General features: G+C 62.1%; 21 protein-coding genes and 1 pseudogene. 17 read left to right on the forward strand and 5 right to left on the reverse strand.

The genetic code is table 11. The features are described 5' to 3' along the window. The first annotated feature begins 464 nt into the window (after positions 1-464). The 5 genes from LHA26_RS19705 (at position 465) to LHA26_RS19725 (ending at position 3,341) form a co-directional block, all read left to right on the forward strand. Positions 465-1,055 carry a glutathione binding-like protein gene (locus LHA26_RS19705; protein WP_252168941.1) on the forward strand — a complete coding sequence of 197 codons (591 nt, stop codon included), beginning with the start codon at positions 465-467 and terminating at the stop codon, positions 1,053-1,055. A gap of 11 nt (positions 1,056-1,066) precedes the next feature. Continuing rightward, positions 1,067-1,723, forward strand: a complete 657-nt coding sequence (gene maiA / locus LHA26_RS19710; RefSeq protein ID WP_252168942.1) for a maleylacetoacetate isomerase — start codon at positions 1,067-1,069, stop codon at positions 1,721-1,723. Between the two features lie 116 nt (positions 1,724-1,839). Beyond that, positions 1,840-2,226 (forward strand): GFA family protein, encoded by a 387-nt coding sequence (locus tag LHA26_RS20280; protein WP_252169033.1) that lies wholly within the window; start codon positions 1,840-1,842, stop codon positions 2,224-2,226. 88 nt (positions 2,227-2,314) lie between these two features. After that, on the forward strand, positions 2,315-2,533 hold the full coding sequence (locus LHA26_RS19720; RefSeq protein WP_252168943.1) for a hypothetical protein: 219 nt from the start codon (positions 2,315-2,317) through the stop codon (positions 2,531-2,533). A 106-nt stretch (positions 2,534-2,639) separates the two neighbouring features. Next, positions 2,640-3,341, forward strand: a complete 702-nt coding sequence (locus tag LHA26_RS19725) for a FadR/GntR family transcriptional regulator (protein WP_252168944.1) — start codon at positions 2,640-2,642, stop codon at positions 3,339-3,341. A gap of 39 nt (positions 3,342-3,380) precedes the next feature. Here LHA26_RS19725 and LHA26_RS19730 read toward each other — a convergent pair whose 3' ends face one another. Beyond that, complete coding sequence (locus LHA26_RS19730) at positions 3,381-3,791, reverse strand: GntR family transcriptional regulator (RefSeq protein ID WP_252168945.1); 411 nt, start codon at positions 3,789-3,791, stop codon at positions 3,381-3,383. Positions 3,792-3,981: 190 nt separating this feature from the next. Here LHA26_RS19730 and LHA26_RS19735 point away from each other — a divergent pair, with 190 nt between their 5' ends. Continuing rightward, a complete protein-coding gene (locus tag LHA26_RS19735; RefSeq protein ID WP_252169034.1) occupies positions 3,982-6,117 on the forward strand; it encodes a TonB-dependent siderophore receptor in 2,136 nt (711 codons plus the stop codon). Positions 6,118-6,147: 30 nt separating this feature from the next. Here LHA26_RS19735 and LHA26_RS19740 read toward each other — a convergent pair whose 3' ends face one another. After that, on the reverse strand, positions 6,148-7,047 hold the full coding sequence (locus tag LHA26_RS19740) for a LysR family transcriptional regulator (protein ID WP_252168946.1): 900 nt from the start codon (positions 7,045-7,047) through the stop codon (positions 6,148-6,150). 267 nt (positions 7,048-7,314) lie between these two features. Here LHA26_RS19740 and LHA26_RS19745 point away from each other — a divergent pair, with 267 nt between their 5' ends. The 4 genes from LHA26_RS19745 (at position 7,315) to LHA26_RS19760 (ending at position 10,859) form a co-directional block, all read left to right on the forward strand. Further along, complete coding sequence (locus LHA26_RS19745) at positions 7,315-8,520, forward strand: MFS transporter (protein ID WP_252168947.1); 1,206 nt, start codon at positions 7,315-7,317, stop codon at positions 8,518-8,520. A 196-nt stretch (positions 8,521-8,716) separates the two neighbouring features. Then, positions 8,717-9,046: a DMT family transporter gene (locus tag LHA26_RS19750; RefSeq protein WP_252168948.1), complete on the forward strand. Its 330-nt coding sequence runs from the start codon at positions 8,717-8,719 to the stop codon at positions 9,044-9,046. 13 nt (positions 9,047-9,059) lie between these two features. Next, positions 9,060-10,076 carry a pyruvate dehydrogenase (acetyl-transferring) E1 component subunit alpha gene (gene pdhA, locus LHA26_RS19755; RefSeq protein ID WP_252168949.1) on the forward strand — a complete coding sequence of 339 codons (1,017 nt, stop codon included), beginning with the start codon at positions 9,060-9,062 and terminating at the stop codon, positions 10,074-10,076. A 57-nt stretch (positions 10,077-10,133) separates the two neighbouring features. Then, the gene (locus LHA26_RS19760) at positions 10,134-10,859 is read left to right on the forward strand and encodes a TSUP family transporter (protein WP_252168950.1); all 726 of its coding nucleotides are present in this window, start codon (positions 10,134-10,136) and stop codon (positions 10,857-10,859) included. Positions 10,860-10,957: 98 nt separating this feature from the next. Here the strand turns inward: LHA26_RS19760 and LHA26_RS19765 are convergent, their stop codons facing one another. After that, positions 10,958-11,863 carry a LysR family transcriptional regulator gene (locus LHA26_RS19765; RefSeq protein ID WP_252168951.1) on the reverse strand — a complete coding sequence of 302 codons (906 nt, stop codon included), beginning with the start codon at positions 11,861-11,863 and terminating at the stop codon, positions 10,958-10,960. A 102-nt stretch (positions 11,864-11,965) separates the two neighbouring features. On the opposite strand from LHA26_RS19765, the gene LHA26_RS19770 reads away from it, so the two are divergent. Continuing rightward, a complete protein-coding gene (locus LHA26_RS19770; RefSeq protein ID WP_252168952.1) occupies positions 11,966-13,003 on the forward strand; it encodes a zinc-dependent alcohol dehydrogenase family protein in 1,038 nt (345 codons plus the stop codon). A gap of 93 nt (positions 13,004-13,096) precedes the next feature. Here the strand turns inward: LHA26_RS19770 and LHA26_RS19775 are convergent, their stop codons facing one another. Beyond that, positions 13,097-13,732: a CGNR zinc finger domain-containing protein gene (locus LHA26_RS19775; protein ID WP_252168953.1), complete on the reverse strand. Its 636-nt coding sequence runs from the start codon at positions 13,730-13,732 to the stop codon at positions 13,097-13,099. Between the two features lie 200 nt (positions 13,733-13,932). Here LHA26_RS19775 and LHA26_RS19780 point away from each other — a divergent pair, with 200 nt between their 5' ends. Both LHA26_RS19780 and LHA26_RS19785 read left to right on the forward strand, forming a co-directional pair. Continuing rightward, a complete protein-coding gene (locus LHA26_RS19780; RefSeq protein WP_252168954.1) occupies positions 13,933-14,439 on the forward strand; it encodes a lipocalin-like domain-containing protein in 507 nt (168 codons plus the stop codon). Between the two features lie 131 nt (positions 14,440-14,570). Then, complete coding sequence (locus LHA26_RS19785; protein WP_252168955.1) at positions 14,571-15,269, forward strand: SDR family oxidoreductase; 699 nt, start codon at positions 14,571-14,573, stop codon at positions 15,267-15,269. 155 nt (positions 15,270-15,424) lie between these two features. On the opposite strand, the pseudogene LHA26_RS19790 reads toward LHA26_RS19785, so the two are convergent. After that, positions 15,425-15,562, reverse strand: a pseudogene (locus tag LHA26_RS19790) (LysR family transcriptional regulator); the annotation flags it as partial. 30 nt (positions 15,563-15,592) lie between these two features. Here LHA26_RS19790 and LHA26_RS19795 point away from each other — a divergent pair. The 4 genes from LHA26_RS19795 to tnpC all read left to right on the forward strand — a co-directional run bounded on the left by LHA26_RS19795 (position 15,593) and on the right by tnpC (position 18,913). Next, on the forward strand, positions 15,593-16,273 hold the full coding sequence (locus LHA26_RS19795) for an alpha/beta fold hydrolase (RefSeq protein WP_252168956.1): 681 nt from the start codon (positions 15,593-15,595) through the stop codon (positions 16,271-16,273). 329 nt (positions 16,274-16,602) lie between these two features. Continuing rightward, the gene (tnpA, locus tag LHA26_RS19800; protein WP_252166688.1) at positions 16,603-16,953 is read left to right on the forward strand and encodes an IS66-like element accessory protein TnpA; all 351 of its coding nucleotides are present in this window, start codon (positions 16,603-16,605) and stop codon (positions 16,951-16,953) included. Then, a complete protein-coding gene (gene tnpB / locus LHA26_RS19805) occupies positions 16,950-17,297 on the forward strand; it encodes an IS66 family insertion sequence element accessory protein TnpB (protein ID WP_302898025.1) in 348 nt (115 codons plus the stop codon). The genes tnpA and tnpB overlap by 4 nt, the downstream gene beginning before the upstream one ends. A gap of 62 nt (positions 17,298-17,359) precedes the next feature. Continuing rightward, the gene (gene tnpC, locus LHA26_RS19810) at positions 17,360-18,913 is read left to right on the forward strand and encodes an IS66 family transposase (RefSeq protein WP_252166689.1); all 1,554 of its coding nucleotides are present in this window, start codon (positions 17,360-17,362) and stop codon (positions 18,911-18,913) included. Positions 18,914-18,938 lie beyond the last annotated feature (25 nt).

The following is an 18,938-nucleotide window of genomic DNA, read 5'->3' on the forward strand; positions in this document are numbered from 1 at the left end:
TGCCGCAGAGTATTTGCATGTTTGCAAGTCTGCATTGCGAGCCCGCAACAGTCCTGATAATCCTAAAATCGGGACTATGAAGTAACCAGCGGCGTTTGTAATGATTGACGGGTCCTGGGCGGACGGGTAGCCTTTATATCCGGGGGTAAGTGAATCGAATCATGCGACATACGATGAACATTATCTCCGCGTCATAGCGCTGAATACTCAATATTATTGTGTAATTACCATTGATAACGGCTAATGGAGTTGAATAACTTCAATCTAAAACCTGCCTGACGCAAGCTGCACACGCGCCGCCGCGACGCAATCGAGCGCTGTCGTCGTGCTTCCGCTGGCTTGGGACCGCATCACAGCCTGGCTCAGCAGGCCCTTGTGCGCTGACAAGAGCCGCTTGCGACAAGACAAATTCCCGAATGCTATCCCAGGACTAGATTGCCATCATTCTGAGGAGGTAATCTGTCATGAAACTCTATTATGCACCGGGCACTTGCTCTCTGGCGGCTTTGATCGCCGCCGAAGAGGCGGGTCTTGCATTGACGCTTGTTCCTGTCGATATCCGCGCAACCCCCCATCAACTCGCTGACGGGACCGATTTTCGGGCAATCAACGCCAAGGGCTATGTGCCCGCGCTCGAACTGGATGATGGTGACCTGCTGACCGAGGGCGTCGCCATCCTTCAATATATCGGCGGCGAATGCAGCGAGCGGTCCACGCTCGATCATTATCGCCAGATCGAATGGCTGACGTTCGTTGGTACCGAGCTGCATAAGAGCTTTAGCCCCTGGCTGTTTCACCCCGAGTACGGGGAGCAAGCAGCGGCGGTGGCGACGGCGCGCATTGCTGACCGCTTCACCTATCTCGACCAACATCTGCAAAATTCGGACTACCTTCTCGGCAGCAAGTTCTGCGGAGCCGATGCCTATTGCTTCGCCATCGCACGCTGGGCGCCAGGCAAGGGAATCAATCTCGCAGAATGGCCAAATCTTTCCGCCTATCTGGACCGAGTGCAGGCGCGACCGGCGGTCGCTGCCGCGCTCAGCCACCACGGATAGGACTGCGTAACATGACACTAAAACTCTATGGCTTCTGGCGTTCCAACGCTGCCTTCCGCGTCCGTGTTGCGCTCGCGCTGAAGGCGCTGCCCTATGAGGAAATCGATATCGATCTCCTTTCTGGTGATCAGTTCGACTCTGCCTATGCCGAAATCAACGCGGGTCATGTCGTCCCGACCCTCGTCCACGATGACCGCCAAATCTTTCAGTCGCTGGCGATCATCGAATATCTCGACGAGATCGCGCCCGAACCGCCACTTTTGCCAGCCGAACCCTTCGAGCGCGCCTATACCCGCTCGCTCGCTATGGTCCTTGCGGCCGACGTCCATCCTTTGACGGTGCCTCGGGTGCGCCAGCATCTGAAAGATGTCTTGGCGGCCGATTCCAGCGGCATTGAGGCCTGGTGCCGGCATTGGACGGCAGAGGGCCTTGCGACCTATGAGAGGCTGCTCCTCAGGCGTCCGCCTGCACCGTTTGCGCTGGGCGAGTTCATTTCCGTGGGAGACATCGGTATCGCGGGCCAGGTGGCGCTGGCGGAAGTGTATCACATGGATTTGTCGAGCTACCCACAAGTCGAGGCTCTGGCGAAGCGCTGCTTCGCGCTGTCGGCTTTCTCTGACGCCCATCCTTTCGCCCAGCCCGGCTATAGAGCCAAGAACCCGCGCTAAAAGTGAGAGTTCAAGGTTGGCACCGAGCTGGAACGCCGTTGATGCGACCATATATCGTGGCTCCATGATGGGTGGTGTCGATGCGCCAAGCACCAAAAGGGGACGGCTCAATGACGATGCGGCTTCATCACGTCAGATGCCACTGCGGGCGCAGTCGATCCGAGGTCGAAGCCGATATCGATCATGTCAGAGAATGCGACTGTTCCGTTTGTCGGCGCCGAGGAGCACTTTCCTTCCGCGTCGCACCTGAGGCGATACGTTTCCTCACGCCATTGGCCGACCTGAGCGTCTATGTTTGGGGTACAGGCACGGGAGCGGACTATTTCTGCCCAACGTGCGGGATCATGCCCTTTCGAAAACCAAGTCGGCTGACACAAGCGGAACGGGTAGCTGGCAAACAACCCTTCGAGGGCTGGGCGATAAATGTCAGGTGCATCGACGATCTCTCCATAGATGAACTGCCGCGCGTCCGAATTCGGGGAAGCGAGCTGATCATCAAATAGCAGCTGGCGGCACCGGGTCGGCCGCTTTGCCAAAGGGGGCGGCCGGGACGGAGAAGCTGAAAAGCTCGGCCAGTACGGTAGGAGCACAATGCAGCAGATGACGTCGGGCCTGGGTATTGCCTTTGGTGCGGTTTGCTCGCGGTTCGCGAGCACCCTGAGTGCGGGTGGAAGTCTGGCGGTCGATCACCGCTTCACCGTCGCTGATTCCACGTGGGCGTTCGTTTTCACGTCCCTGCTCACGCTGCTACCAACGATCGCCTATTGGCGGCTGCCCGCCGAGGCGGGAGACAGCTTGGCGCACAGCTAGGCAGGAGGAGCCATATCTCGCCGGCAGCCGGATCCAGTTGAGCTACCTTCCCCACCTGCGACATCCATAGGTGGGATCATCCGATTTTCATGCTAGAAAAGTCGTCATGTTAGCCTCGAATGCACTTCCCCATGCGCCGCGTCGCTCCCTCGTCGAGACGGCCATCGATCTCATCCGCGCGCAGGTGGAAACCGGCGCATGGAAGGTCGGCGAGCGCATTCCCAAAGAAGCGGAACTGGCTGACATGCTTCAGGTCGGGCGCAATACCGTGCGGGAGGCCATTCGCGTCCTTTCCCACTCCAAACTTCTCGAAGTGCGGCAGGGTGACGGCACCTATGTCCGCTCTAGTATCGATTCCGCCGAGGTAATGCGCCGTGTTGCGCGGGCGAGCCTCCTGGACCACTTCGAGATGCGGGCCGTTCTGGAGACAGCGGCGGCGCGCCTGGCGGCTGAGAGACGCACGAAGGAAGACGTAGGACGGCTGACCAAGCTCCTCGACGCACGTGGCGAGCTCGCCAAAGAATCTGATGCAGAAGCCTTCGTTGAGAATGACGCTGAGTTCCACCTCGCTGTGGCGCAGGCCGCGCACAACGAGGCTTTAGCCGATCTCTATCGCTACTTCGCAGCGTCGGTCCGCGCGAACACGTCGGCCGTCATCGCGCAGGTCGACCTTCCGGAGCCGGACCTCGCCGCTCATATCCGTATCCTGACCGCAATCCGCGATCAGAAGCCGGAGCAGGCAGCTGAGGCTGCACACGCCGTCGTTGCTCCGATCATAGATGCCTTGAAGCCGATTATCGGCAACTAGGGCGCCGCGCTCATCGACGGCGAAGGCGCCGGCGAGTGCTTAACGGGCGTCGAGCACTTCCTCCGCGAGCAGGCGGCGCGCCAAGGTCTGCGCATCTTCCGTCGAGGCAGTCGCGACCTGTGGCGTGCCGAAGGCTCGCACCAAGTTGGGGAGCATAGCTTCCAGTTCGGCGCGCCGCGCGGGGTCGGGCTCAACGACGATCAAAGCCAGACATACCCCGACGAGTTGATCCTTGTTCTGCTTCAACCAGACACCGCGGGCCTTCCGGTCTTCATGGGCCTCGTCGCGCTCGGCCTTGGGATAGATCAGCACAAAACGCGCCCTGCCCTCGAGGAGCGCATCCATTTCCGCACACCAGGCGGGACCATAGCCGGGATCGGCGGCCTCGCTGCGGAACCGCACCAGCGGGAAATCTGTGACGTCATGGAGAGAGAAGCTCGGATTGGGCACGAATAAACTCCTTACCGTTGGCACCTACAGGGTGATCCTAACATCCTATGTTTATTGACACTGCGAGCGAGTCGCAATAGCGTTGCGGGAGATCCCCCGGAGTTTCTTCGATATGAGTCCACCATGCTTCGGCCGCCTGTGCGTCTTGCCGCACGGCATGCGTCTCGCATCGGCAATTCCGGTGAGCCTGATGCTGATCGCTGGCGCACCCGGAAGCGTCGCTCGCGCCCAGGACGATGACCCTGCGGTCCGTTCGATGATTATCGTCACAGGTACTCTGCCCCCGGACGCCGAGCGAACAGACGGGGTCGTCGCTCGCAAGACCAGTACCGGTACCAAGACCGCCACCCCGATCACTCAGGTGCCGCAGGCCATCTCGGTGATCACACGTGCGCAACTGGACCAACAAGCGGTGAGAAGTGTCGGCGACGGCTTGCGATATTCTCCGGGCGTATTTGCCGACAGCCGGGTCGGCGGCGTGCTCGAAAGCGTGTTCCTGCGGGGTTTCGGAGGCTTCGCGGCTGCCGCAACCAGTCCGCAGTTCGTGGACGGTCTCCCGCTCCTGAAGGGTGGGAACTGGGCCACGCAAGTTATCGATCCCTGGCCGCTGGAGCGCATCGAAGTGCTTCGCGGCCCGGCCTCGATCCTGTATGGCCAGGCCAGCCCCGGCGGTATCGTCAATATGGTCAGCAAGCGCCCTGACGACGGGGCCTCACGCGAGATCACGCTGACGACCGGCAATCGCAATCGAGCGGAGCTTGCATTCGATCTTGGCGGCCGGCTCACTCAGGACGGTACCTGGGCCTATCGACTGAACGGCCTTGCACGCCGCGCCGACACCCAAGCCGACTTTTCAAAGGAACAGCGCATCGTATTGGCGCCCACGCTGTCCTGGGCGCCAGATGCCAGGACCAGCCTCACTCTATTCGGCTTTTACCAAAGCGATCCCGCAAACAATTTTGCCGGTTGGCTTCCCGCTCAGGGAACGGCGTTGCCTAATCCGGCCGGCCGAATTCCTCGCAGCTTCTTCCTCGGGCAGCCGAATTTCGATGGCTACGATCGGCAGCAGTATATGCTCGGCTATGCCTTCGAGCATCGTTTCGGTGAAGTCTGGAGGCTGCGCCAGAACCTGCGCTACGCCCATGTCGACGCCCACTTCGAAGGCGTAGCGGGCGACTATTTTGCGCCGTTTGGCGCCACCAACAGCATCCTCGCTCGATCCGCTTCCTGGTCGCGCGAGCATGTCGATGGCATGTCGCTCGACAATCAGGCTCAGGCCTCGTTTGGCTCCGGTCCGCTGCAGCACACCCTTCTCATCGGCCTCGCCTATCAGGGATCGACCGCCAGTACAGCGGCGTCGGGATTTGGTGCGATCCCCTCCATCAACTATCTTGCGCCCGATTACACTCAGCCCTTCACCGCGCCGCCGCTGGCGCAACGCTATCATCAGACCTGGAACCGTGTCGGCATCTACGCGCAGGACCAGATCCGCATCGAGCGTTGGGCCTTCACGATCGGCGGACGGCAGGACTGGTCGGCGATCAAGACGAAGAACCACCTGACCTCGACCGGCGCGGAGCAGGACGATCATGTCTTCACCGGCCGCGTTGGGGCTGTCTATCTCTTCGACAACGGCCTTGCGCCCTATGCCAGCTATTCTACCTCCTTCGAGCCGACGCTCGGCACGGGCTATGCCGGCAATGCGTTTCAACCGACCAAAGCACGGCAGGCGGAGGTCGGGGTCAAGTATCAGCCGCCAGGCATGAACAGCTTCGTCTCGGCGTCGGGCTTCCACATCACGCAGGATAACGTCAGCACGACCGACCCGGACCATCCGTTCTATAGTGTCCAGACGGCGAGCGTGCGGTCTCGCGGCATTGAGATCGAAGGCCGCGCCAGTCTCTCCGGCAATCTCGATTTGATTGCCGCCTACACCTATCTGGACACGACTGTCAGAAAGGATTCCGATCCGGCCATTCTCGGCAAGCGGCTTGTTGCCGTCCCCGAGCAGCTCGCTTCGCTCTGGGCGAACCACGTTTTCACGAATGGTGCCCTGGCAGGGTTCAACCTGGGCGCCGGCATTCGGTACATCGGCAAGAGCGCCGGTGACTCCGACAACAGCTTCTCCGTCCCGGCCGCCACGCTATTCGATGCCACCGTGCGGTATGACTTAGGCCGGGCGCGTCGGGATCTCAAAGGCTGGCGGGCGACAATCAACGTAACCAACCTGCTCGACAAAACCTACGTCGCATCGTGCTTCTCGGCGGGAGGATGCTTCTACGGCAACGGCCGCATTGTCACCGGAAGCCTCGGCTTCCGCTGGTGACGGGTAGTTCCTGTGCGATACCAGCCGATCTCACCCTCCGCGACGAGCGCTTCCCTCGAGCAGCTGACGCCGGTCAACGAGCCCTTGCCCGACAATGTCGAAGAATGCTCGCACGCGAGCGGTGTTGCGCAGATCCCGGTGCGTGATCAGCCAGAGCTCGCGCGTGAGCGCCGCTTCGGGGAGAGAGACACTCTCGATATCCGTTTCCTGATCGCCCAGATAGCAAGGCAGAAGCGCCATCCCGATCCCCGCCTTCACGGCCATCATCTGGTTGATCAGGCTGCTCGAACGATAGACGATCTGATCGCTCGACACCGTGTCGGTCAGCCATTTGGCCGCCGCAGCGACCGCCGAGCTGTCCCAACCGATGAAACGATGCCCCTCGAAGGGCGCCGTAACGGGCCGGTCGTGATCGGCCAGATAGCGAGGACTGGCGTAGAGCGCCCAGGCGGTCTCGGCGATCTGCCGCCCAAACAAATCGCCCTCCACGGGCCTCGTGGCCCGGATCGCGATGTCGGCTTCGCGGCGAAGCAGGTCGAGCTGCCGATTGTCGACGAGCAGTTCGACCGTAATCCCCTCATGCCGCGACCTGAACTCGGCAAGCAGATCGTTGAGGATGCGATAGGCCAGGGATTCCGAGCAGGTGATCCGCAGGTTGCCCGAAAGACGTGCGTCGCGCCCGGTGATCTCTCGATCGACCGCGAGCGCCTCCAATTCCATACGTTCGGCGGCAAGCAGCATCCGGTCCCCCGCCTCCGTGGACGTGTAGACGCCGCCGTTCCTATCGAACAACTGCGCTTCGAGCTTGGCCTCAAGCGCATTGAGCCAGCGGAAGATCGTCGAATGATCGTTGCCCAGGTCCCTTGCCGCACCTTTCAACGAGCCAGCGCGGCTGATGGCGAGGATAAGCCTGAAGTCGTTCCAATCCATAAGTTCGCTTGCTCACCGGAAAATATGGTACCCAAATCTGGGTTGCTGCTTGCGGATTTGCATACGAGGCAGAAATCCGCCTCGCAACGATCGGGTGATTGCATTCTCGCAATGGCGGCTTGCGAAGGCCCAAACGCGACGACGACGTGGTCCCGATATCATGAGCAGCGACACCGCTTCGCGCCGGAAGCACATCATCTTCGCGCGTGAGCAAAGGCAGGCAGCACGCTCCACGACGTGATGGACATAAACAACGAGAGCAGAAGCATGGGATCGACCGTACGTTTCAACGAGTGCAATCCAGATCCGGCGCATTCGCCGACGGACAAACTGCCGATTTTTGGCCTTTTGGCGCTGGCCACCGCAGCCTTCATCGCTCTCCTGACGGAGGTCATGCCGGCAGGTCTCCTGTCTTCCATCTCAAGCGGCCTGCGTGTTTCCGACAGCCTCGCGGGCCAGTTTATCACCGCTTATGCGGCTGGAGCCTTCCTCGCCGCCATCCCTGTCACGTCGCTCACGCAAGGTGTCCGGCGACGCTCCTTACTGCTTCTCACCATTGCCGGCTTCGCTGCAGTCAATGCAGCCACCGCGCTTTCCGGCAATTACTTCCTCTCTATCGTTGCCCGCTTTCTCGCAGGCGTGTTCGGCGGACTCCTCTGGTCGCTCTTGGCGGGATATGCGGCCCGCATATCACCAGCGCATCTGAGCGGTCGGGCTATTGCGATCGCGGCGTCCGGCGCGACGATCGCCGTCGTATTTGGCGTGCCGCTCTCGACGTTCCTCGGAGGCATAGTCGGTTGGCAAGGCGCGTTCGGCGTGATGTCTGCCTTGTCGCTGGTCGTGATTGTCTGGGTGATCGCGGCAGTGCCGGATTTCCCAGGGCAGTCAAAGGAAGAACGACAGGCGCTCCTCGCGGTTTTCAACATCCATGGAATCCGCCCTATCCTCTTTCTGGTATTCACCTTCATCCTGTCCCACAACATACTCTATATCTACATCGAGCCCCTTCTACGGCCCTCCGGTCTTTCAGGGAGCGTCGGGGTCGTTCTGTTCACCTTCGGCCTGGGGTCGCTGGCCGGGCTGTGGTTCGTCGGCATGCTTGTCGATCGGCGTCTTGAGCATCTCGCTCTGGCGAGCGTCCTGATTTTCGCCTTGGCGGTCGTGCTGCTGGCCATTTGTGGCAACATAGCGCTGGCGATTTATCCAACGGTCATCGTGTGGGGCTTGGCGGTGGGCGGCTTCGCGACGATCACCCAAGCCGCCCTCGCGCGCTTCGCCGGTAGCGCCGTGGATGTTGCCCAGGCCATGTATACGACCGGCTGGAACACTGCGGTCGCGGTCGCCGGCATGCTGGGCGGCCTCCTCCTGGATGGTCCAGGAACCATCGTGTTCCCATGGGTCGTGGCGGCCGTCCTTGCGCTGGCGCTTATCGGCGTCATGAGCATGAACAGGGCTTTGCAGCGGCGAAGATAGCGGCTTCCGCCGGCTTGCCTGCCGTCTCAACAGCACCCGCAGGGCGCGTGGACTTTTCCGCCATTTCCCGGCGTGCGGCGTCGCAAGCGGCACTTTCGAAACGCCAACGCCAGCATCTTTGAAACCCCTCTATGATTTGGGCTGAACCGGCGAGCAGTCTCTCGTCGCATTCCACACCTAGAAACGTAGAGGCGCGATGAGCACCAATAATGCTTGGGCCTTGCTCGTCTTTTCGGGACTGGTCGATGTCGCCTGGGCCGCGAGCGTGAAGATGTCGGCGGGCTACACCCGCTTCGGTTGGGCGGCCACGTCTATCGTCCTGCTGATTCTTTTCATCGTCACGCTCGGCCGCGCTCTCCAGGTTCTGCCGGTGGGCTCGGCCTATGCCGTCTGGACCGGGATCGGCGCCGTCGGGTCGGTTGCTTTGGGCATCCTGGTGTTCCGGGAGGCGGCCACGGCAGCTCGGCTGATTTGGATTGCGGTGACACTGGCGGGGATCGTCGGCCTCAAGACAACAAGCACGTGATCGGAGATCAAGCATGGCAAGGAACGCACTCAAGCCGTCGCAAGGAGCCGACGAACAGACGAGCAACGCCCTGTTCCAAAGAGAAGACGAGCTGAAAGCCTATGAGCAGATGCTGCTCATCCGACGGTTCGAAGAGCGCGCCGGGCAGATGTATGGTGAAGGCCTGATCGCAGGTTTCTGCCACCTCTACATCGGCCAGGAGGCGGTCGTCGTCGGCATGCAGAAGGCGATCGAGAAGGGCGATCAGGTCATCACCGCCTATCGCGACCACGGTCATATGCTTGCCTTGGGCGTCGATCCCGACGTTGTCATGGCGGAGCTGACCGGCCGCTCGACCGGCATCTCGCATGGCAAGGGCGGCTCCATGCACATGTTCAGTCCGGAGCTCGGCTTCTACGGCGGTCACGGCATTGTCGGTGCCCAGGTGTCGATCGGGACCGGCCTGGCCTTTGCCAACAAATATAATGAAAATGACCGGGTCTGCCTGACCTACTTCGGCGATGGCGCCGCCAATCAGGGCCAGGTCTACGAGAGCTTCAACATGGCCAAGATCTGGGATCTGCCGGTGGTCTATGTCATCGAGAACAATCGCTACGGCATGGGCACCAGCATCGAACGGGCGTCGGCAACGACGAACCTTTCGCAGCGCGGCGCCTCGTTCAACATTCCAGGCGAGCAGGTCGATGCGATGGACGTGCGTGCGGTGTATGAAGCCGGCAAGCGGGCCGTGGATCGCGCCCGCCAGGGCGGCGGCCCTTATATTCTCGAGATGCTGACCTACCGTTATCGCGGCCACTCGATGTCCGACCCCGCAAAATATCGTTCACGGGACGAAGTTCAGAAAATGAAAACCGAGAACGATCCTATCGATCGAGTGCTGGGCCGCCTTCTCAATGACTGGAACGTCTCCCCGGAGGACATCAAGGAGATCGATAAACGCATAAAGGCGCTGGTCATGAAAGCCGTCGACTTTTCGATTCAAAGCCCGGAGCCGGACCCGAGCGAGCTCTATACGGACGTCTATGCCTAAATCGCTGGGTAGCGTTCACCCTGCCATGTGGATGCTCTTTGTCTCCCTTGAAGCCGGATGACAGATCACCTCCTGTCCGTGACATTCGTCGCGAGCGTGTTCTTTGCCGCCGGCTTCATCCAGGGAACGCTGGGCTTCGGATTTCAAGCCATGGCATCGGGGCTGCTCATCTTGCTGCCGGGGCTGGAAATCCCGACCAACCTGATCATTCCCACGATCATCGCCAATGTCTGGCAGGTCACGGCGACGCCGTCATTTCCGATGCTGCTGCGCAGGTTCGGCGTGCTCAGCGCTGGCATTCTTGTCGGCAGCGTCGCCGTCCATCTGCTTGGCTTCGACCGCTACGGGGACTGGCGGTCGACCTTTGGTTTCACGATCCTCACGATGACCGTCGCAACGCTCCTGTTTGGCGAGCGAAAGCTCCCGCTTCAATGGGAGCGCCGGCTATCGCCGATCGTCGGCTTAAGCTCCGGCCTGATCGGGGGAGTGACGGGAACCGCCTTCCCAGCTCTGCTCTACCTTGCGATGTTAAAGCTCGACCGTGATGAGCGCGCCGCCGCCCTGGGCTGCTTTTTCATTGTGCTGCTGCCTGCGTTGATCTCCTTTCCGACAAACTCCACTAGCAATCTCCAAATATCACTGAACTCCATCTGGCAAATTGCGCCTGCGGTCTTGGGGTATTTCCTCGGACAATTTTCGTATCGGGAGATCGATGGCCGCACGCTCGGTCACTGGTACAAACTTGGACTGCTCTTCCTGGGCGCCAATCTGATTTCCATTTGAAGTGGCAATGTGACGCGACCCGATTGAGAAACCGGCAGCGCCGGCCGATCGGCATCCCGGACAGGCGCCATGAGTTCCTCCGCAGACTTTGAAGTCCGTTAAGCGAATCCAGCCGCGGTCAGAGCATCGACAACAACACGGACCTTTGGCGCCAGATGGCGAGAGGCGGGCCACAAAATCGAGATGGGCGCTTCTTCATCCGGCGTCGCCAGCGGCAGCACCTCAAGCTGACCACGTCCAACGTAATCGCCCGCGAGCCATGTGGAGAGATAGGCGAGTCCAAGACCATGAATCGCAGCGTCAAGCAGCGCTTCACCATGACTGACCGTGTGTCGAGGCTGCACCGACACCGACCGCGCAATCCCGTCCTCGTTCAGAATGGTCCAGGGCAGCGGGCGCCCATCGCGAGCGAAGGCAAGGCAGTCGTGGTTCGCCAGATCATCGATCGTGGATGGCCGTCCATGACGCTCCAGATAGTCGGGGGCCGCGCAGACGACGGAGCGTTGCCATGCGATGCGCCGGCCGACCAGATGGGCCCGGTCCCCCGGATCGCCGAGCCGGACGACAAGATCGATGCCTTCCTCGATCAGATCGATTCGGCGATCCGTAAACGATATATCGAGATCAAGCGCCGGGTGGGAGGTCAGAAGCTTCATAAGCACCGGCATGCAGTGGAGCCTCCCGAACGACACCGGCAAATTGATGCGAACCTTGCCGGAAACGAGGCGCTGCCGTGAAGCCAGCAATGCCTCCGCCGTGTCGAGTTCTTCCAACACCTTCCGGCAACTCTCGTAATAGGCCTGCCCTTCCGGGGTGAGGCTCAGGCTGCGGGTCGTACGGTGCAGCAACTGCGCGCCGAGGCGGACTTCCAATCGTGCGACCATTTTCCCGGTCGCGGATTTGGACAACCCCATGCGGTCCGCAGCCGCCGTGAAGCTCCCGGCCTCCACGCTATGAACAAAGGCGCTGATACCCTGAAGCTGGGAATGCAGATTGATGCTCATCGATTGGCGAACTCCTAGAGGAGATATTCTGCCAAGATATCGCGATACACGCCACCACGTCGTCAATATCTCTTTCCCTTCATGAAGGTGGAAGGACCTAGGATGGCCGAGACGATGCAGCGGTGGCAGTTGCCCGCGTTCGGGATAGACAATCTGGAGCGGGTGGTGGTGCCGATCCCCGAGCCCGGCCGGGGCGAGTTGCTCGTGCGGGTCTCTGCCGTATCCCTCAATTACCGGGACAAGCTCGTCGTCCAGGGGCACCTGTTGCCTCAGGCGCCGGCGATGCCGTTCACGCCAGGCTCGGACATGGCAGGCGAGGTCGTTGCAGTCGGTGCGGGTGTCTCCCGCTTCCGGCAGGGCGACCGCGTCGTCGGTAATTTCTGGACGACGTGGCTGGATGGAGAGGCGCCGCCAGACATGTCTCGGCACGGCAGATCACTTGGCGGGCCGCTACCGGGCATGTTGGCGGAGTATGTCCTCCTGCATGAGGATTTCGCCGTCGCAGCGCCTGCGTCTCTCAGCGACGAGGAAGCCTCGACCCTTCCGATCGCCGCATTGACGGCCTGGTTCGCGCTTGTCGAAACCGGTCGCATCAAGCCCGGCCAGACTGTTTTGGTGCAGGGCACAGGCGGCGTCGCGCTATTCGGGCTGCAGATTGCGCGTGCATCGGGCGCGAAGGTCATTGTTACCTCGCGCAGCGCCGCGAAGCTGGAACGCGCGAAGGCGCTCGGAGCCTGGGGCGTCATCGATACCGCAGCTACGCCGCAATGGTCGGATGCCGCGCTCGACCTGACGGGCGGGCGTGGCGTCGACCATATCCTCGAGCTGATCGGCGGCAATAACATCGCTCAATCTACGGCAGCCCTCTCCAGCGGCGGCCGGATCTCCCAGGTCGGCTTTCTCAAGGATGCCGATATTACCCTGTCGGTCGTGCCGATGATGTTGAAGCGAGCGATCCTCCAGGGCGTCACGGTTGGCCATAGGAGGGCCCTCGAGGACATGGTGCAGGCGTTCGACACACTCGCGCTGAAGCCTGTGATCGATCGGACCTACCCCTTCGCGGAGGCCCCGGCAGCGTTCGACCATCTTGAGCGCGGCCCGTTCGGCAAGGTCGTGATCGACCTCCATGGGGTAGGCTGATGCGAAGGGCGCCCTGCCCGCGCGGTGCCCGACTTTGCCGCTGTATGTCGACAAAGACAGGCCGACCGGCGGAGCTTGAACTGCGACGCCATCTCACGTCCCGTCATCCACCGCGGATGCGCGCTTTGCTTCGCGGTCCCCGGACGTCGCTTTGCTCCTGGCGCGAAACTTCTGAACTTTTGCCTTGTTACCGCAGGCCGACATTGAACACCAACGCCGGTCGCCCTTCCGGGAATCATCGACGAAGTAGAGCGTGCAGGTCGATGACTGACACTGTTTGATTCGGGCCGACTCGTCACCGCCGAACATGTGCACTGCATCTCGCGCCAGCGTTGCGAGGAGATTTGCGGTGGTCCCATCGAGGCGCACCCTGCCATTGGGCAACAAAATCGGATTTGCAGCCGGTTGGGCAGCAATCTCGTTCAACGTGTCTCGCGCGGCGGAAGCATCGCCGGGGAGTCCGTGCAAGCTGTTCGCGAGCGCATAGATTGCCTCGCGAAGGCGGTGCGCGGTCGCAAGATCGCTTTCGCCCGAGGCCGGCTGCGTATCTGCCATTTCCGCGGCAACGAGCCAGCGCGACAAGTCCTCTGGACAGGTCAGCAATTCGCGTGGCGCCGGCTGGAGCCGCGCCTGCAAGGTGGCCGGGAGGTCGATAGCATTGCGGCCTCCCCGAAACCGGAACCCGTCGCGCTCCTCCGGTCGCGCAGCATCTTCATGGGCATCTGACATGAAACCTCATTGACAGGTTTCATCCGCGCAAGCAATATCGGATAACCTGCTTATCAGGTTACAGAGATTGGTGTGATGCGCGGCAGCGGTGCGATCGACGAACAGCGCTCGATCATCGTGTAACCCGGTTGACAGGTTTCTGACCTGCGAATTAGATGAAACCAGTCAATAGGGTTACGAATCGAGATCGGAGTTCCATAATGAAGTCATGGATTGTCGCCGTCGCATGCACAGCAGCGCTGACAGGCACCGCGCACGCCCAGGAGGACGGCCTAAAGTCTTTACAGGGAACGTGGGTGATGGACTCAGCTTATGAGATCCATCCCGATGGCAGCCGCACCACCAACTTCGGCGAGCATCCGAAGGGGCTGTTCACGGTCGACGCCTCTGGCCGTTACAACATACAGATCTTCAAGGTGGATCGCCCGGCCTTCGCCAGTGGGGACAAGGAACGTGGTACGCCCGAAGAGTATCGAGCGGCCGTTGTCGGATCCAGCACCCACTTTGGCAGGGTCAGCATAGATCCGGCCAAGCATCAGCTTCGCTTCTCAGTTGAGGTGGCCTCGTTTCCCAACTGGGAAGGGAAAACCCAAGTTCGGGATTATACTTTCAAGAACGGGCTCTTGAGCTACGCCGTCCCGGCCAGCGCCTCAAGCAGCGGGGTCATTGCCTATTCGATCTGGCGTCGCGCTCCCGGCGGCCAGTGAGGGACTTCTTCTCTGACCCCCGGCTGGGCCGAACACCACACGCGCCTGTCAGGTGATCTGGCTGCCCTGCTCGCCTCGATTGCGCGCCTACCCCGGTTTCTCATCGCTCTATCATCAAGGAACACAACCTCATGGCTGACACGCTGAAAAACAAGACGGTCGTCGTGATCGGCGGCAGCAGCGGTATTGGAGCAGCTGTCGCTGAACTGGCTGTTGCCGAGGGCGCGAGCGTCGTCGCGATCAGCCGCTCGGGAATTGCCCCTGACGGCGCCGAAGGGGTCGCCGCAGATGTCAACGAGCATGAGACGCTGGAAAAGGTGTTCGCCCGGATCGGAACTGTCGATCATCTCGTGCACACGGCAGGTGCCCGTTTGCCATCGTCGGCATTGAGCAATCTCAGCGACGATGTTCTGCCGCTGACATTCGAGACAAAGGTGTTCAGCGCCATACACGTTGTCCAGGCGGCTTTGCCTTTCCTGTCCGCCGACGCCTCGATCACCTTCACGTCCGGGCAGGTCTCCCGCAAACATGGTGTCGGCACCTTCGTCAAAGGTGCCGCGAATGCGGCGGTCGATGCAGCCGGTCGCCATCTTGCCAAGGAACTCGCACCACGTCGCGTTAACGTGGTCAGCCCTGGTGTGGTCGACACCAGCCTGTGGGGCGAAGTGGGTTCGGAGGCACGCGCTGCGACGATCACGCGGGCCGCCGGAGTTCTTCCCGTCAAGCGGGTGGGTACTCCCGCGGAACTGGCGCAGGCCTATCATTTCGCCATGACCAACGGCTTCATCACCGGTGCGCTGATTGACGTGGATGGCGGCGGTCTGCTGTGAAGCACCCGTGGCCTTGCTGGCACACATGGGCATGCTCCGGCGAGGACGCTTAGGATACCGGCGAAGAACTGCGATGTAACCCCGGCTGATTGCCGGGCGCGCTCGGCAGCCTCAGGCATCGACCGCCAATGCTGTCGAGTGCGGCCTCATACGCTTCATTCCACTCTTCCTCGTACCGCCAGGAAGTCGAGCAGCGCGCGCACGCGTGACGGAAGCGGGCCGCCCTGACCGATATGTATTGCATAGAAATTTTCACGATCGCCCGGATTCAGATGATCGAGCACGGGAACGAGTCAGAGGCCCATCACTCCATGGGTAAACCGATGAAACTGCTTCTCGTCCCCGGCTTTATGTTGGACGCCGATCTTTGGACCGATCTGCGGCCAGACCTCCAAGCGATAGGAGAGGTCATCGATGTTGATACTACGCGTGACACAACGTTAGCCGCGATCGCCGACCGAGCGCTTGTGGCGACGGACGGGCCGGTCGTCGTCGTCGGCTTCTCGATGGGCGGCTATGTCGCCCGCGAGATGGCCTATCAGGCGCCTGAGCGTGTAAAGGCGCTTTTGTTGATTGCCACCTCGGCGGCGCCCGACGGTCCGCAACTCAGGGAGTCGCGGCGCCCCACGGGCGGCCAAGGGCCACAGTTTCGACGCCTCAGCCGCCGGGCGGTCGAGAGGTCGCTGTCGCCAGGGCATCGCACAGATGCAATGATCGAGCGAGTGCAGCGCATGAGCGAAAGGCTGGGTCCCGAGGTCTTTGCTCGCCAGTCCAGCATCCAAAGAGCTGGCGATGCAGCGCGCCTTCGGGACATCACCTGCCCCACGACAATCTTGGCGGCCGGCGCTGATGAACTCCGCAGCATGCCGGAGAGCGAAACGCTGCGGGACGGCATTGCGGGCTCGGTACTCAACATTGTTGAGGGTGCGGGTCACCTTCTTCCCTTGGAGCGGCCTGCCGCCGTGATCACGGCCTTGTCCGCCCTGATGATGCGCTTCCGCTGAGGCCCGGAAGTCACGATAGGCGTTGCACAAACAGGCGTAAGTATACGCCTGGCGATCCGCCACGATCTAAAGCGGGAACCGCGTTCCATGGCGGGTTCCTTCCAAACCGGTTTCGGAGATGCAAAGGTCCTTAGCGGACCGTCCGGTCCGGCTGCACCCGCTGTCAGCCGTCGACCAGGTCAAGACATTCACATTGTAAGCGTGGCGAGCAGGCCGCCTTGCCGTGCCGACCATAGGCGGGATGCTTGTCGTCTTTGACGAGGGCGGCGGTGGTGCGGGAAGTTTTCGGGTCTGAGATGGGTCATACGAGCACTCGTATGACTGGTCGCATGGAGGTGGTCGGCCGGGTGTCGGGCCGGCGCCGGTGGTCGGACGCGGAGAAACTGGAGATCCTCGCCGAGGCATTTCAGCCGAGCGTGCGGGTCCGAGATGTCATCGCGCGACGCGAGGTATCGAGCAGCCTCATCTACACATGGCGAAAGCAGATGCGGGCGGGCAAGCTGGGCGGTGCCGTGGCCGCATTGCCAGCGTTCGCAGAGGTGCAGGTCGCAGAGCCGGTCGCGCCGGCCTCCTGCGTTTCGGGCCTCATCCATATCGACCTGCCGGGTGGCGTGCGGGTGAGTGTCGACGCCGACGTGGACAGGGGCGCGCTGGCGCGCGTGTTGTCGGTGCTACGGTGAATCCGGCCCCGCTGCCGACACGGGTGTTTCTGGCCTGTGGCGTGACCGACATGCGCAAAGGCTTCGACGGTCTGGCGGTTCTGGTTCAGCAGGCGCTGGCTCAGAATCCGCATTCCGGCGCGTTGTTCGCGTTCCGGGGCAAGCGCGGTCACCTGGTCAAGCTGCTGTGGTTCGATGGTCAGGGCCTGTGCCTGTTTTCGAAGCGGCTGGACCGGGGGCGTTTCGTCTGGCCGGTGACCGCGACGGGCACGGTGACATTGACGCCGGCGCAATTGTCGATGCTGCTGGAAGGGATCGACTGGCGGCGCCCCGAGCGGACGTTCACGCCGACGCTGGCGGGCTGAAAACGCCGGATCCTCGCCGCTTTTGCTCGTGCACGCAGGGCCGATCTGCTATGAAAAGGGTCATGTCGGAAGCGCCCGTTTCCCCAGACGATGCGACCGCGCGGATCGCCGCGCTGGAGGCTTCGCTCGCCCGGGCCCACGCCGCGCTCGCCGCTCGCGACCTGCTCATCGACACGCTGCGTGGCCAGATCGCCCGGCTGCGGCGGATGCAGTTCGGCGCCTCGTCCGAGAAGCTGAGCCGCGAGATCGAGCAGCTCGAACTGGCGCTGGAGGAGCTGGAGACGGAGCGCGATACGCCAGCCACCGAAACGGCCGCACCGGGGGATACGGCGCGACCGGCGCCGGTGCGCAGCCTGCCCGGCCATCTGCCGCGCGAGGAGGTCGTCCACGAGCCGCCCTCTGGTGCCTGCACCTGTCCGGACTGCGGCGGTGCGCTGCGGCGGCTGGGCGTGGATGCCCATGAGATGCTCGACATCGTGCCGGTGCGCTGGCGGGTCGTGCGTGCCGTCCGTCCGAAATATAGCTGCCGGGTGTGCGAGAAGATCGTGCAGGCGCGCGCACCCGTCCATGCGGTTGCTCGCGGCAAGGCGACCTTCGCGACCCTGGCGCATGTCGTGGTCTCAAAATTCGACCACCACCTGCCGCTCTATCGTCAGGCCGAGATGATGGCTTCGCAAGGGCTCGACATCGACCGCTCGACGCTCGCCGGCTGGACGGGGCAGGCCGCCGCGCTCCTCGACCCCATCGTCAGCCGCATCCGTGATGCGGTGCTCAAGGCCGACAAGATCCATGCCGACGATACGCCGGTGCCCGTCCTCGAACCAGGCCGGGGCAAGACCGCGACGGGCAGGCTGTGGGTTTACGCAACCGACGACCAGGCCTCGGGCAGCACCGCCCCGCGCGCGGCATGGTATCGCTTCACCCCTGATCGCACCGGCGCACATCCGCAGGCGCATCTCGCCGGCTTCCGTGGCTTCCTCCAGGCCGATGCCTATGCCGGTTATGACGGGCTGTATCGGAAGGGCGTGACCGAGGTGGCGTGCTGGGCACATGCCCGGCGCAAGATCTTCGACCTGCATGAGCGCTCGCCTACGCCGCTGACCACGGATATCCTCGAGCGGATCGGTGCGCTCTATGCCGTGGAGGCCGAGGTGCGCGGGCAGCCGCCGGATAGCCGCCATCGTGCCCGACAGAAACGAAGCCGCCCGCTGGTCGATGCCTTGCGCGACGTGCTCGAGGGCGCGCTGCGTCGCCTGTCGCCCAAGTCGGACATGGCCAAGGCCATCGCCTACGCGACGAAGCGGTGGGCGGCCTTGTCCTGTTTCCTCGATGACGGACGCCTGGAGATCGACAACAACATCGCCGAGCGCGCGTTGCGCGGCGTCGCCGTCGGCCGCCGCAACTGGCTGTTCGCCGGTTCACGCGCAGGTGGCGAGCGGGCCGCCGCCATCTACACCCTCATCCAGACCTGCAAGGCCAACAACGTCGATCCGCAGGTCTATATCGCCGATGTCATCGCCAAGATTGCCGACGACTGGCCAGCCGGCCGCTGGGACGAACTCATGCCGTGGAACTGGGAAGCCCCGGTGGATCAACCGACCGCGCAAGCCGCATAATCTGCGGCCGTCAGGCCACGCTTAC

The organism is Sphingomonas morindae (assembly GCF_023822065.1).
Taxonomy (GTDB): domain Bacteria; phylum Pseudomonadota; class Alphaproteobacteria; order Sphingomonadales; family Sphingomonadaceae; genus Solisphingomonas; species Solisphingomonas morindae.

Bases quoted from the DNA above. Each gene is read 5' to 3' on its own strand.
- LHA26_RS19705 (WP_252168941.1), top strand. From the start codon at position 465: ATGAAACTCTATTATGCACCGGGCACTTGCTCTCTGGCGGCTTTGATC.
- maiA (WP_252168942.1), top strand. From the start codon at position 1,067: ATGACACTAAAACTCTATGGCTTCTGGCGTTCCAACGCTGCCTTCCGC.
- LHA26_RS20280 (WP_252169033.1), top strand. From the start codon at position 1,840: ATGCGGCTTCATCACGTCAGATGCCACTGCGGGCGCAGTCGATCCGAG.
- LHA26_RS19720 (WP_252168943.1), top strand. From the start codon at position 2,315: ATGCAGCAGATGACGTCGGGCCTGGGTATTGCCTTTGGTGCGGTTTGC.
- LHA26_RS19725 (WP_252168944.1), top strand. From the start codon at position 2,640: ATGTTAGCCTCGAATGCACTTCCCCATGCGCCGCGTCGCTCCCTCGTC.
- LHA26_RS19735 (WP_252169034.1), top strand. From the start codon at position 3,982: ATGCTGATCGCTGGCGCACCCGGAAGCGTCGCTCGCGCCCAGGACGAT.
- LHA26_RS19740 (WP_252168946.1), bottom strand. From the start codon at position 7,047: ATGGATTGGAACGACTTCAGGCTTATCCTCGCCATCAGCCGCGCTGGC.
- LHA26_RS19745 (WP_252168947.1), top strand. From the start codon at position 7,315: ATGGGATCGACCGTACGTTTCAACGAGTGCAATCCAGATCCGGCGCAT.
- LHA26_RS19750 (WP_252168948.1), top strand. From the start codon at position 8,717: ATGAGCACCAATAATGCTTGGGCCTTGCTCGTCTTTTCGGGACTGGTC.
- pdhA (WP_252168949.1), top strand. From the start codon at position 9,060: ATGGCAAGGAACGCACTCAAGCCGTCGCAAGGAGCCGACGAACAGACG.
- LHA26_RS19760 (WP_252168950.1), top strand. From the start codon at position 10,134: ATGACAGATCACCTCCTGTCCGTGACATTCGTCGCGAGCGTGTTCTTT.
- LHA26_RS19765 (WP_252168951.1), bottom strand. From the start codon at position 11,863: ATGAGCATCAATCTGCATTCCCAGCTTCAGGGTATCAGCGCCTTTGTT.
- LHA26_RS19770 (WP_252168952.1), top strand. From the start codon at position 11,966: ATGGCCGAGACGATGCAGCGGTGGCAGTTGCCCGCGTTCGGGATAGAC.
- LHA26_RS19775 (WP_252168953.1), bottom strand. From the start codon at position 13,732: ATGTCAGATGCCCATGAAGATGCTGCGCGACCGGAGGAGCGCGACGGG.
- LHA26_RS19780 (WP_252168954.1), top strand. From the start codon at position 13,933: ATGAAGTCATGGATTGTCGCCGTCGCATGCACAGCAGCGCTGACAGGC.
- LHA26_RS19785 (WP_252168955.1), top strand. From the start codon at position 14,571: ATGGCTGACACGCTGAAAAACAAGACGGTCGTCGTGATCGGCGGCAGC.
- LHA26_RS19795 (WP_252168956.1), top strand. From the start codon at position 15,593: ATGAAACTGCTTCTCGTCCCCGGCTTTATGTTGGACGCCGATCTTTGG.
- tnpA (WP_252166688.1), top strand. From the start codon at position 16,603: ATGGAGGTGGTCGGCCGGGTGTCGGGCCGGCGCCGGTGGTCGGACGCG.
- tnpC (WP_252166689.1), top strand. From the start codon at position 17,360: ATGTCGGAAGCGCCCGTTTCCCCAGACGATGCGACCGCGCGGATCGCC.